This is a genomic window from Citrobacter sp. Cf125 (genome assembly GCF_030333935.1).
GTDB classification, from domain to species: domain Bacteria; phylum Pseudomonadota; class Gammaproteobacteria; order Enterobacterales; family Enterobacteriaceae; genus Citrobacter; species Citrobacter freundii.
In genome coordinates this window covers 679,009-691,037 of the sequence record NZ_JAOWEY010000022.1, presented here as the reverse complement: position 1 = coordinate 691,037, position 12,029 = coordinate 679,009, and the positions used below count along the sequence as shown (strand labels likewise).

Below are 12,029 nucleotides of genomic sequence, written 5' to 3'. Positions count from 1 at the left end.
AAAATGTGCCTTATGTCACATTTTCTTGCAATTTATCCATGTTTGTTCGCCAGAACTTCCGTAAAAAGAACGGCTATTTTTCCATTTCCTGAGGACATGCTGTTGAAACGCCGTTTGTTTATTGCCGCTTCACTCTTTGCGATGAGTTTTTCGCCCGCGTACGCGACCGAGGTCGTAAGCTTTTCCCCACAGCCACCTGCGATTAATGCCGGAGCGTGGGTATTAATGGATTACACCACGGGCCAAATCCTGACAGCCGGAAATGAACACCAGCAGCGCAACCCTGCCAGCCTGACCAAGCTGATGACTGGTTATGTTGTCGATCGCGCAATCGACAGCAAGCGTATTAGTCCGACAGATATTGTCACCGTTGGGCGCGACGCCTGGGCGAAAGATAATCCGGTATTCGTCGGTTCATCCTTAATGTTCCTGAAAGAAGGGGATCGCGTTTCTGTGCGCGACCTGAGTCGCGGGTTAATTGTTGATTCCGGTAATGATGCCTGTGTGGCGCTGGCGGATTACATCGCCGGAGGGCAGCCACAGTTTGTCGCGATGATGAACAACTATGTGCAAAAGCTGAACCTGCGTGACACGCATTTTGAAACGGTACATGGTCTGGATGCGCCAGGTCAGCATAGCTCAGCTTACGATCTGGCCGTGCTGTCGCGAGCTATCATCCATGGAGAGCCGGATTTCTACCATATGTACAGTGAAAAAAGCCTTACCTGGAACGGAATCACGCAGCAAAACCGTAACGGTTTGTTGTGGGATAAAACCATGAACGTCGACGGTCTGAAGACTGGGCATACCTCCGGCGCTGGATTCAACCTGATTGCTTCTGCTGTTGATGGGCAGCGCCGCCTGATTGCGGTTGTGATGGGGGCGGAGAGTGCGAAAGGACGTGAAGACCAGGCGAGAAAATTGCTGCAATGGGGACAAAAGAACTTCGATACCGTGCAGGTTTTACGTAGCGGTAAGCAGGTTGGTATTGAACGGATCTGGTATGGCGATAAAGAAAAAATTAGCCTTGGCACAGAGCAGGATTTCTGGATGGCCCTGCCTAAAGCCGAAGTCGCGAATATCAAGGCAAAATATGTACTTGATAAGAAAGAACTGGTCGCCCCCATCGCTGCCCATCAACGTGTGGGGGAAATTGAACTCTACGATCGGGATAAACTGGTGGCGCACTGGCCTCTGGTTACGCTGGAGTCTGTCAACGAAGGTGGCGTCTTCTCGCGTCTGAGCGATTACTTCCGCCATAAGGCGTAGTTTTTCCTGATGTGCCTGACTGGCAAGAGTGCGAATCTGCTCACATAATAATCACTGATTCCTTGTGGCCGTCATACCTAAAAATTACACTGTATATAAATACAGTGTAATAACGGAGGTTATATGGAGTACGAGATAAAGCAGGTCGAGAAACGCATAATTGCCGGTTTCCATATGGTTGGACCGTGGGAACAAACGGTAAAGCAAGGTTTCGAACAGTTAATGATGTGGGTCGACGGTAAGCAGATCGTACCGCTGGAATGGATAGCCGTTTATTACGACAATCCTGACGTTGTTCCGGCGGAAAAACTGCGTTGTGATACCGTGGTGTCTGTGCCTGAAGGTTTTGAGATCCCGGAAAACAGTGAAGGGGTGATCCAGACCGAGCTGGCAGGTGGCGACTATGCTATAGCCGTTGCGCGCGTTGAAAATCATGACTTCGCGACGCCGTGGTATCAGTTTTTTGAGCGCCTGATGCAGGATTCGACGTATGCGATAGCCGCTAAACCCTGTTTTGAAGTTTATCTGAACAACGGCATGGAGGACGGTTACTGGGACATTGAAATGTACGTGCCGGTACAGTTGAAGTAACTGTTTTTGGTGTAAATCAGGATGAATGTCCTGGTCATCAGGATGATGTTTTCACCGTAAAAACAGGTACAATTCGCTTCTTTGCTATTCCCTGACGGAGTGCATGAGTGCGTGCAGATAAGTCGCTGAGTCCTTTTGAAATTCGTTTGTATCGTCATTATCGTGTGGTGCATGGCATTCGCATTGCGCTGGCGTTTCTTCTTACTTTTCTGTTGGTACGCCTGTTAAACATTCCCGAAGGTACATGGCCTCTGATCACGCTGGTGGTGATTATGGGGCCAATTTCTTTTTGGGGTAACGTTGTTCCCAGAGCGTTTGAGCGTATAGGCGGAACGATCCTGGGCTCGGTGCTTGGATTGATTGCCCTGCGTCTGGAACTCTTTTCGCTTCCGCTAATGCTGATCTGGTGCGCGGTGGCGATGTTTCTCTGTGGCTGGTTGGCATTGGGTAAAAGGCCGTATCAGGCGCTGCTGATTGGCATTACGCTTGCCGTGGTCGTGGGGGCGCCTGCCGGAGATATGAATACCGCGTTATGGCGCGGTGGCGATGTTATTTTGGGTTCGTTACTGGCGATGTTGTTTACCGGCATCTGGCCGCAGCGGGCATTTATACACTGGCGTATCCAATTGGCACATTGTGTGACGGGATACAATCGGGTGTATCAGGCCGCGCTATCCCCTAATTTGCTTGAGCAACCGCGGCTTGAGAAGCATTTACAGCAGCTCTTAAGCGACGTTGTCAAAATGCGCGGACTCATCGTTCCCGCCAGTAAAGAAACCCGTATTCAAAAATCCATTTTTGAGGCTATTCAAACGGTTAACCGCAATCTGGTCTGCATGCTTGAGCTGCAAATTAATGCGCTTTGGGCCAGCCGCACCAGCCACTTTGTCATGCTGAATGCACAAACTTTGCGTGAAACTCAGCTCAGGACGCAGCAGGCGCTACTGACCATAACCCACGCCTTGTATGAAGGAAATCCGCAGCCGGTGCTTGCCAATACGGAAAAGCTCAATGACACCGTGGCGGAGTTGCGTCAGCTCATTGCTGAGCATAAAGGCGATAATGTCGCAGAAACGCCCATTCACGGCTACGTTTGGTTGAACATGGAAATGGCGCGACAGCTGGAGTTGCTCTCACATTTAATCTGTCGCGCGCTGCGCAAATAAAGAGCAGATGAGGCGATAGGTTCTACTGCTGCTTCGATTCAGCAAAGATTAGAGGTATGATACTGAAAAAGGCTAAAACCATTGGTAACTGCAATGGCTTTACCCTCGATAATTCAGGTTTCAACCATGCATTGTCGATGCAGATGCAACTTGAAGTATGGCGGGCATGAAAGTAATGTTGACCCACTTTAGCCGTTGTTTTAACGAATCCGAATCTCACATTATCAGGGGTGTAAAAATGGAAACTACCAAGCCTTCTTTCCAGGACGTGCTGGAATTTGTTCGTCTGTTCCGTCGTAAAAACAAACTGCAACGTGAAATTCAGGACGTTGAGAAAAAGATCCGTGACAACCAGAAACGCGTTCTGCTGTTGGACAACCTGAGCGACTACATCAAGCCTGGAATGAGCGTGGAAGCGATTCAGGGCATTATCGCCAGCATGAAAAGCGATTATGAAGATCGTGTTGATGATTACATCATCAAAAACGCTGAGATCTCTAAAGAGCGCCGCGACATCTCTAAAAAGCTGAAAGCGATGGGCGAAGTGAAAAACGCCGATGCGAAAGCTGAGTAACGATTTTATGCTCGTTTGGGTCGCTGCTTAGCGGCGGCCCTTATTGCAGTTCGACCCCGCCAGTTACCATCCGCAACAAATGTTGTTCCGGCCAGTGCACTGTCAATTTTTTCTGCGTCAGCATCCATTTAATGTAGTCCACATCATGACGCCTTCTGTCGAGCATCAGACCGACGACGCTGCCGCTGTGCGCGACGTTGACGCCGTATAAATCACATTCTTCTACCAGTGCTAATAGTGAATCAAAATCTGGTTTAGGTAACAGCAACTGGCTGGCGATCGCGCTCAGCGTGGCGGCTTCGCCCATCCGATAAGGGTTTTGACTGATACAGGCTTCCTGTACCTTTTCCCATGCGCGTTTCAGAGCTGGGGCGCCCGCCAGTAGCCCTGACTGACGTGGAGTACGGTGATAATCAGCAGTAAGCAAGGTTTCCGGACTTTCGAGAACCAGCAGATCGAGTTGTGGCTGGGATTCACAGGCAATTTGCGTGGAGGCGTCGTTATGATCGAACAGCGTAAGCTGGCGGAAAACGGTGCTGTCGGTAGGTTCCAGCGAAACGCAAAGCTGCGCCAGAGTGGATTCGTCTAGCTGATGCCCCAGATACTGTGCCGTGGCGATTGCCGTGGCGGCGATATCCGCTGTGCTGCTGGCCATCCCTTTAGCGACAGGAATGGTTGACTGGACATCTATTCGGATATCCTGACTCATGTGTGCCGGGTATTGCCAGTGCAGCAATAACCTCTCAACCATTGCTCGCGAAAGTGGACGTTCATCTGTCAGCGGTGAACCTGAAGTGACCTCAACGGTGCTATACCATTCAACCGGGCAGGAGACCAATTTCTCACTGCCCAGAATCCAGCCCTGGATAAGTTCTCCGCACGATGCGGGACATTGCGCAACAGCCACGTCTTCACCTATGTGATCAGCAATCCTCGGCGCATAGTGTCATGGCGATCGCGCTATTACCATGATTTGCCGCAATTTGCGGTGCGGCAGTATTATGCAGGAATGCCCAATGTCACAGTTTCAGATATCGCTAAACGCATAACGTCTTGCGCAATCATTAGCTCTTCATTGGTATTAATCACTGCTACTTTGACCATCGCATTTTCCGTTTGAATGAAGGTGGCATTACGCTGATTTTTTTCCTCATCAACGGCCAGACCCAGGAAATTCAGGTTACGGCAAATCGCAGCGCGCGCCCGTGCGGAGTTTTCGCCAATACCACCGGTAAACACCAGGGCATCCAGACCGCCCATCTGCATAATATAGCTACCAATGGTGGCACGAATGCGCTCAGCAAAAAGCGTCAACGCCAGCGCAGCCTGGTGATTGCCTGTATCTGCGGCATGTTCAACGTCGCGGTAGTCAGGTGAGATGCCAGAAACACCGAGCAATCCGGACTCATTGTTGAGCAATTGATTGAGCTGCTGCGGTGTTTTGCCTTCTCGCAGGGCTATCCAGGGCAAAATGGATGGATCAATATCGCCACTTCGCGTGCCCATCATCACGCCAGACTGTGGTGTAAAGCCCATTGACGTATTCACCGATTGTCCGCCTTTGATGGCGCAGATGCTGCTGCCGTTGCCCAGATGACAACAAACAACGCGCAGGGCGCTGAGTGGCACACCCAGTTTTTCAGCAAGCTGTGAGCTAACGTATTTGTGGCTGGTACCATGAAAACCGTAACGACGAATACCCAACTCGACATAGTAACGCCAGGGCAGGGGATAGATGAAAGAAGGCTCATCAAGCGTTTGATGAAACGCGGTGTCGAACACCGCAACGGCTGGCGTTTTGGGCAATAGCTGGCGGAATACCGCGATCCCCAACGCATTTACCGGGTTATGCAGAGGGGCCAGTTCCGCGAGGCGCTCGATTTCTGCCAGCGTTTCATCAGTTACCAGCGCGGAGTCTTTAAAGGATTCCCCGCCGTGTGCGACGCGGTGGCCCACGCCGTCGATCTCTTCCAGACTGCTGATAATGTGGTGGTTGAGCAGTTTTTCCAGAAGCAACGTTACGGCTTCACGGTGATCGGCTACGGGCAAAGTCTCCTGCCATTTCTGCGCTGGCGTTTTTAGGGTGACCAGTGTATCAGACAAACCGATACGTTCTATCAACCCCTGGCAGATCATTTCACCCTGCGGCATCGCCAGTAGTTGAAACTTAAGCGAGGAACTACCTGCGTTAATGGCCATTATTTTGTGAGACATGAAGGTTCCTTTGCATTCAGAAAAATGAACATCTCATCGACCCCGGTATTCTCCAGCGCGCTGGTGACAAATACTTTTTGCGCACCAGCCTGAGCTAACCAACTCTCCACAAGAGAAATACGCTGCGGGTTGGCTAAATCGGCTTTGGTAACGAGGCCAATAACGGGTCGGTTCATTGGTCCGGTAAAACCGGGAGAAAATGGTGACCACGGCGCGTCAGCATTGAGTACCAGCGCAATAATGTCCGCTTCACAGGCGCTGGCCAGTAGCGCACTGTACAGGCAGCGGTTCTCAAGATATTCACCCGGTGTGTCTATTGTCGTAGGAGACCAGACTATGGCCTGGGTCTTCTGATAGTGAAGCACCTCTCCGCGCATGCACTGCGTGAGCGACGTTTTACCGCACTGGCTGGGGCCAATTAGCATGATACGTTTCATGAGATTACGTCCGGGTGATGGGACACGCGGTAAAACGCATCATTTCGCCCAGCGTTCGGGTTACCTGTTTCAGCGCGTACTCAACGGCTGAAACATCGCCCGTCAGTACCACCGCGCCGGTAAACCGGTCGAGAAAACCAATCTCTACCGCCCCTGATTTCGTGGCGATATCACAGGCGATGATTGAGGCTTCGCTAGGGGTAATGGTCAGAATACCGATCGCAGAAACCGAATCAGGTAATCCCAGTTTCTTGAACAAATCCTTACCGGGATTGGCGATAAGGTGCGCCAACGTGACCTGTTTGCCAGGAACATATTCCTGAATCATACGATCCGTGGTGGGTTGTCTTTCCATTATCCTTCCACCATTTGTCGCCACATGCTTTCGTGTGGACGGGGGATGACCGAGCGGTAAACCAGCAGGCCTTTTTCACCCGCACTTTCACTGGCAACCGTCACCGCGTTATTCACATCGGATACATCGCCGGCAACGACCATGTAACACTTGCCGCCAATACCAAATGCCATATGGACGCGTACCAGCGTGACGTTGGAGGCTTTAACCGCCCGGTCGGCGGCGCAGATGCAGGCAGCAACGCTCCATGTTTCGACAATACCAACTGCCTGACGCTTATCTACGCTGTTTAGTCCGCTGATTGCGGGTAGTACGCTGGCATGAATGTTGGGGAGTACCAGACTATCAACGAGCATATCGCCAGCAAGAGATGTTCCAGTGGCAATCGCCTGTTGTACGGCACCTACGTCACCACCGAGCATGAGTAGAAATTTTCCCGGGCAGATGGTCTTGCTGACCAGTAAATTCACATTCGCGCTTTTTAACATGGCATCGCCAGCTTCCATTCCTTTGGCAATGCTGGTGAGTTCTAAAATCCCTATAGCCTGAGACATGATTAACCTCTTATTACCGTGATGGATTGCTCAGTGATTTCGCTGACAATACCGTCAATACTGGCGTGAACAGGCGCGCCTAATGCACCGGACGGCACATCGGCAACGCATTGACCGCGAACAACGCGTTCGCCTTGTTCTACACATGGGATAGCGCTGGCACCTATATGCTGGCGTAACAACAGCGTCGTTTTGTCTGTGGAGTAGTCAGTCTCAGCCAGTGGCGCATCGTGATACCAGTCGCTAAGGCCCAGTTTGGTAATAAGGCGCTTAACCGGGATCAGCCGGTACTTCGCCATTTCATCCTCAGGATTTAGCGGCCCTTCATAACGATGGTTGAGCGCCCGCAGCTCGCGTTTAAGCATGCGGTTGATTCGCATCGGCGAAATCCCAACTGGACAGGCAACGCTTTCACACACATTGCATTCTGAGCAGGTCAGGGCCGTGAGCAGCAATTGCGGCGTGGCCGCCTGCTGATAATTAACCGCACGAACCAGCAGATGCGGGGATAATTCATGACCGATCAAATGCCTTGGGCACAAATCCGTACACAAACGGCACTGCTCGCAAACGGTTTTTGCAACAGAAAGCACAGTGCGTTCATCCTGCATCCGCCGCTGAATCAACGCATGAGACTTAGGCAAAACCAGCAGGCCCCCGGTGGTCTTGCTGACTGGGGTATCCAGTGAAGTAATCAGGCCGCCCATCATCGGACCACCGTTAATAAAGCCGGGATCGTCAACGGTTGCACCCCCGGCCAGCGCCAGAACGTCACGTAAAGACATGCCGACAGGGACTGTGAGTGTGATTGGTCTGGCGACAGCGCCGTTAACGGTCAAGGTACGACGCGTAACGGGGTACTGCTGCTCAACTGCTCTCGCGATATTGAGCACGGTCTGGACGTTATTGACCACTACCCCGACGCTGACCGGCAGCGCGGCAGGCGGAACTCTCCGGCCTGTTGCCATCCAGATGGTCAGAACCTCGTCACCTGCCGGGTAGACATCGGGCAAAATATGTAAGCGGATCCCGGCAGGCAGAAGGGGTGTTAATGCATTGATAGCCTCTTGGTATTTCTCTTTGAGCGCAATAATTCCGGAACTGGCTCCGGTAGCCGTCATGGCATATTGAACGCCGTGGATAAGTCGCTCAGCCTGGACGGCCATCAACTGCTGGTCAACTTTCAGCATTGGCTCACATTCAGCCGCATTGACCAGAAAAGTATCGACCTGCGCCTGTAATTTTACGTGAGCAGGAAAGCCTGCGCCTCCGGCTCCGACAACACCCGCTGCGCGAACGCGTTCGCGAATTGTCTGCGCATCATAGAGCGTGGACTCTGCCGTCATGGCTGTCTTCATAATAATTCCTCAAGCAGTTCCTGCATGGCACTGGCGTCGGCAACACGAGGATTGGTTTGCAGCGTGACATCAGCCAGCGCGGCCTGAACCATCGACGGGATACGTTGCGACCAGGCTTGCTTTCCGTCTTTAAGCGCGTCAACTAAAGAAGGCAACGCACACTGTTTTTTGAGTAGCTCGATATGATGAATGAGCGCATTCAATGCCGCTGTATCGTTCGCGTTATCCGGGCATAAATGGCAGGCTTTAGCGAAACGGGCATAGCGCTTCGCAGCCCGCGGATCGCGAGCATTAAAATGAATGACATGGGTCAGCAGCAGCGCATTGGCAAGTCCGTGTGGCAGATGAAACTGACCGCCCAACTGATGGGCAATCGCATGATTGATCCCCAGTCCAGCCTGACTAAATGCCATTCCCGCGAGCGTTGACGCATTGTGCATTTTCCCTCTGGTTGCCAGACATTCGCCTTTGCTGACGGCGACAGGCAGGTACTGGAAGACGATTTGAGCCGCTTTTTCAGCTAGTGCATCGGTGAAGTCGCTGGCCTTCGTGGATACGTATGCCTCCAGTGCATGCGTTAACACGTCCATGCCGGTATTCGCGGTTATGGCTGGCGGTACGCTGACGACCAGCGTTGGATCAAGGATGGCCATGTCTGGATAAAGCGCATTATTAAACAATGGATATTTAATGCCTTTATCCGGATCGCTAATCACGCAGGCGCTGGTTACCTCGGAGCCCGTACCGCTGGTAGTGGGAATTGCGACACAGGTTTCAATTTCAATACCGAACTGGCGGCTGAACCAGACGATGGCTTTTGCGGCGTCCAGTGCTGAGCCGCCACCAAAACCCATCACGATGTCCGGCCGCAGGGACTGCATTTGTGCAATCCCTTGAACTACAGTGCTGATGGTGGGATCGGGGGTGATATCGCTGAAAACGCTGATGCGGTTATCCGCTGGCAGAGCGTTGCGCAGCTTTTCAATCAGGGGAGAACGCGCGAGAAAACCATCGCAAATAATCCAGATATGCTTATTCGTGAAGCGCTTGAGCACATCCAGACTTCCCTGGCCGCTGTACAATCGAGTTTGCAGTGAAAAGCTATTCATAACGGCCCCATTAACGAATAGAAAAACCGTTTGTCAGCACGCAACGACGAGAGCGTGCGAAAGTGCGCGCAGATGTTGTTCCTTCACCGGTTGGCGTCGCAATAGTGAAGGTTGTAAAGCCTTCACCACCAACGCCGATCCCGGCGTAAGAGGGGCCATTTTTCACAAAGATGGAGGTCTGAAGCGTGCGCGCGGCAAGGTTCAAACGTGACACATTTTGCGAATGCATAATGGCCGTGTGATGCAATCCCTCTTCAACCTTCAGGGCCAACGTTAATGCACTATCAAAATCGCTCACCGTTACGACGGGGAGCATTGGCATCAGTTGCTCGCTGGTAACCCACGGGTCGTCCGCCTGGACGATGCCTATCAGTAATCGAGGTGCTTTTGCCGGAACTGGTATTCCTGCTGCTTCCAGTAAGGTTGCCGGGCTTTTACCCACCAGTTTTTTATTGGCTATGCCTTCTGGTAGGCAGATGGCTCGCAGTTTGTCTACCTCTTCTCTATTGAGAAGCATCGCACCAAAAGACTGCATCTGTTGAACCAGTCGTTCGGCAACGGCATCAACAACAATCAGGCTCTTCTCAGCAATGCAGGGGAGGTTGTAATCAAAGGATGCGCCATTGATGATATCTTCCGCCGCCTTAACCAGGTCGGCCGTTTCATCAACAATGCAGGGTGGATTTCCTGCACCTGCGCCGATGACTTTTTTCCCGCTTTTCATGCCCATAGCAACAATGCCTGGGCCACCGGTAATCGCCAGAACTGCGATTTTAGGGTGCGCCATCATCTGCTGGGTAGCCTCAAAAGTGGGTTCTGTGACCGTGACGACAAGATTACGAATTCCGCAGCAACGGAAAGCAATATCTTCAATCATGGCAATCAACTTGAGTGAAACCTTTTTAGCACCCGGATGCGGACTGAAGTAAACGCTATTCCCTGCCGCCAGCATGCTGATGCTGTTGTTAATAATGGTCTCTGTCGGATTAGTACTGGGGGCGACAGAACCAATCACGCCAAACGGTGAATACTCGAATAACACCATGCCGCCATCGCCGGTTAGCGCCGTGGTGGTGAGATCTTCGATACCTGGAGTGTTGTCCAGCGCGGCTTTATTTTTAAGGAACTTATCCTCTTTGTTGCCCATACCCGTTTCGGCAGCGCTCTCAGCGGCCAGTGAAGCAAGATGAGGCGTCAGTTCTTCGCGTAGGGCGTTTATGATGGCGCTGCGGGTTTTCAATGGACATTGCTGGTAACGCAGAAAAGCCTGATGAGCGGCATCGATCGCTTCGCCAACGGACGGAAAAATACCGTTACCCTTAACTTCTGCTTTTGCCGGGGCGAGTTGCTCACTCAAAATGTTACGAATAAGGGTTTCAAGTTCTGAAGTATTCATTGATGTGTTCTCACGTTAATCGCCGCAATGGCCGTTTCTGCAATGTCCATATCCTGTTCAACGCTTCCTCCGCTGATGCCAAGACCCCCGAGGAGTAAACCCTCACGCCATAATGCGTACCCGCCACCGAAGGTGACGACTTTTCCCTGCATATGGCTTTCCAGACCGTAAAGCGCGGCGCCTGGTTGTACTGCCGATGTCAGCTCATGCGTGGCGGCTTTCATCGCCACGGCAGTCCAGGCTTTTTTCGGTGCCAGTTCGCTACTCACCAGTAATGCGTCAGGCATGCGCCAGGCCACCGTTTGGGTCCCATTCGCATCAACAATACTAATGACGACCGGAACCTGAAGTTCTTCTGCTCTCGTCACCGCAGCACGAGTGAGTTGGTGGAGCTCCTGAAAAGACAGAGACATAGTCGGCTCCTTTGTGGCTGGTGGTTGAACGGCAGCGAGATAGCGCTCAGCCACTTTCTGAATGATTTCGTTTTGATGGGCGTCATGATCTTCTGCTCGTGCAAGCGCATATAAGCAGTCGGACAGGCGGTTGATATAACGCATCAGCACGTGTCTGACGGAGATCTCGGTGGACAGCTCGACCAGTCGTCTCTCTGCGCGGCGTGCCAGAGTTCGGGCAAAGTGCAGTCGGCTGGCGGCTTCGCTGCGGCCTGGTAAAATAAAGCTGCGCAGGGGCGGTACTCTTCCCATTGCGATATCGATGGCAGCTTCCAGTGCCGCAATTTCTTCTGAGCTGATGTAGCGCTGCTCTGGCGTCGGTTCTTCGCTTTCGCTTGCCAGTTCGGCGCTGAACCAAAAAAGCTGCAGCTGGATATTTTCAAGTAACTGCCGGTGCTGAGGGTTTTTCGCCACGCAAACGCACAGGCTAAGCGCCGCATTCAGTTCGTCCAGCGTACCGTAGGCTTCCACGCGCGGATGCGTTTTGCTCACGCGCTGTCCGGTAAATAGGGCTGTTGTTCCGGCATCACCTGTGCGGGTATAAATCGCCATAG

Annotated in this window: 13 protein-coding genes; 4 read left to right on the top strand and 9 right to left on the bottom strand. The window is 52.1% G+C overall.

All coding sequences use genetic code 11. From position 1 onward, the window contains the following. Positions 1-96 precede the first annotated feature (96 nt). From dacD to OGV89_RS07665, 4 genes are all read left to right on the top strand, one after another. Positions 97-1,269 carry a serine-type D-Ala-D-Ala carboxypeptidase DacD gene (dacD, locus tag OGV89_RS07680; RefSeq protein ID WP_032936755.1) on the top strand — a complete coding sequence of 391 codons (1,173 nt, stop codon included), beginning with the start codon at positions 97-99 and terminating at the stop codon, positions 1,267-1,269. Between the two features lie 123 nt (positions 1,270-1,392). After that, a complete protein-coding gene (sbmC, locus tag OGV89_RS07675) occupies positions 1,393-1,860 on the top strand; it encodes a DNA gyrase inhibitor SbmC (protein WP_003838984.1) in 468 nt (155 codons plus the stop codon). Between the two features lie 107 nt (positions 1,861-1,967). Beyond that, entirely contained in the window at positions 1,968-3,026 is a 1,059-nt protein-coding gene (locus OGV89_RS07670; protein WP_003844262.1) for an FUSC family protein, read from the top strand. A 238-nt stretch (positions 3,027-3,264) separates the two neighbouring features. Further along, positions 3,265-3,600, top strand: a complete 336-nt coding sequence (locus OGV89_RS07665; protein ID WP_003030187.1) for a DUF496 family protein — start codon at positions 3,265-3,267, stop codon at positions 3,598-3,600. Between the two features lie 40 nt (positions 3,601-3,640). Here OGV89_RS07665 and OGV89_RS07660 read toward each other — a convergent pair whose 3' ends face one another. The 9 genes from OGV89_RS07660 to pduO all read right to left on the bottom strand — a co-directional run bounded on the left by OGV89_RS07660 (position 3,641) and on the right by pduO (position 12,027). Then, positions 3,641-4,507 (bottom strand): GHMP family kinase ATP-binding protein, encoded by an 867-nt coding sequence (locus OGV89_RS07660; protein ID WP_003844259.1) that lies wholly within the window; start codon positions 4,505-4,507, stop codon positions 3,641-3,643. Between the two features lie 92 nt (positions 4,508-4,599). Next, positions 4,600-5,814: an acetate/propionate family kinase gene (locus tag OGV89_RS07655; RefSeq protein ID WP_200002822.1), complete on the bottom strand. Its 1,215-nt coding sequence runs from the start codon at positions 5,812-5,814 to the stop codon at positions 4,600-4,602. Beyond that, positions 5,799-6,251 carry a propanediol utilization protein PduV gene (pduV, locus tag OGV89_RS07650; protein ID WP_003838992.1) on the bottom strand — a complete coding sequence of 151 codons (453 nt, stop codon included), beginning with the start codon at positions 6,249-6,251 and terminating at the stop codon, positions 5,799-5,801. The genes OGV89_RS07655 and pduV overlap by 16 nt, the downstream gene beginning before the upstream one ends. A 4-nt stretch (positions 6,252-6,255) precedes the next feature. Beyond that, positions 6,256-6,606: a propanediol utilization microcompartment protein PduU gene (gene pduU, locus OGV89_RS07645; protein WP_003030198.1), complete on the bottom strand. Its 351-nt coding sequence runs from the start codon at positions 6,604-6,606 to the stop codon at positions 6,256-6,258. Then, positions 6,606-7,160 (bottom strand): propanediol utilization microcompartment protein PduT, encoded by a 555-nt coding sequence (gene pduT / locus OGV89_RS07640; protein WP_003030201.1) that lies wholly within the window; start codon positions 7,158-7,160, stop codon positions 6,606-6,608. Before pduT ends, pduU begins: the two co-directional genes overlap by 1 nt. A gap of 2 nt (positions 7,161-7,162) precedes the next feature. Further along, complete coding sequence (pduS, locus tag OGV89_RS07635; RefSeq protein ID WP_119174364.1) at positions 7,163-8,518, bottom strand: cobalamin reductase PduS; 1,356 nt, start codon at positions 8,516-8,518, stop codon at positions 7,163-7,165. After that, positions 8,515-9,627: a 1-propanol dehydrogenase PduQ gene (locus tag OGV89_RS07630; protein ID WP_119174363.1), complete on the bottom strand. Its 1,113-nt coding sequence runs from the start codon at positions 9,625-9,627 to the stop codon at positions 8,515-8,517. The genes pduS and OGV89_RS07630 overlap by 4 nt, the downstream gene beginning before the upstream one ends. 10 nt (positions 9,628-9,637) lie before the next feature. After that, entirely contained in the window at positions 9,638-11,023 is a 1,386-nt protein-coding gene (pduP, locus tag OGV89_RS07625) for a CoA-acylating propionaldehyde dehydrogenase PduP (protein ID WP_286558462.1), read from the bottom strand. Further along, positions 11,020-12,027, bottom strand: a complete 1,008-nt coding sequence (gene pduO, locus OGV89_RS07620; protein WP_230141508.1) for a two-domain cob(I)yrinic acid a,c-diamide adenosyltransferase PduO — start codon at positions 12,025-12,027, stop codon at positions 11,020-11,022. Before pduO ends, pduP begins: the two co-directional genes overlap by 4 nt. Between the last annotated feature and the right edge of the window lie 2 nt (positions 12,028-12,029).

Excerpts from the sequence above, each read along its gene's own strand:
- dacD (WP_032936755.1), top strand. The coding sequence starts at position 97 with ATGCTGTTGAAACGCCGTTTGTTTATTGCCGCTTCACTCTTTGCGATG.
- sbmC (WP_003838984.1), top strand. The coding sequence starts at position 1,393 with ATGGAGTACGAGATAAAGCAGGTCGAGAAACGCATAATTGCCGGTTTC.
- OGV89_RS07665 (WP_003030187.1), top strand. The coding sequence starts at position 3,265 with ATGGAAACTACCAAGCCTTCTTTCCAGGACGTGCTGGAATTTGTTCGT.
- OGV89_RS07655 (WP_200002822.1), bottom strand. The coding sequence starts at position 5,814 with ATGTCTCACAAAATAATGGCCATTAACGCAGGTAGTTCCTCGCTTAAG.
- pduV (WP_003838992.1), bottom strand. The coding sequence starts at position 6,251 with ATGAAACGTATCATGCTAATTGGCCCCAGCCAGTGCGGTAAAACGTCG.
- pduU (WP_003030198.1), bottom strand. The coding sequence starts at position 6,606 with ATGGAAAGACAACCCACCACGGATCGTATGATTCAGGAATATGTTCCT.
- pduT (WP_003030201.1), bottom strand. The coding sequence starts at position 7,160 with ATGTCTCAGGCTATAGGGATTTTAGAACTCACCAGCATTGCCAAAGGA.
- pduS (WP_119174364.1), bottom strand. The coding sequence starts at position 8,518 with ATGAAGACAGCCATGACGGCAGAGTCCACGCTCTATGATGCGCAGACA.
- OGV89_RS07630 (WP_119174363.1), bottom strand. The coding sequence starts at position 9,627 with ATGAATAGCTTTTCACTGCAAACTCGATTGTACAGCGGCCAGGGAAGT.
- pduP (WP_286558462.1), bottom strand. The coding sequence starts at position 11,023 with ATGAATACTTCAGAACTTGAAACCCTTATTCGTAACATTTTGAGTGAG.
- pduO (WP_230141508.1), bottom strand. The coding sequence starts at position 12,027 with ATGGCGATTTATACCCGCACAGGTGATGCCGGAACAACAGCCCTATTT.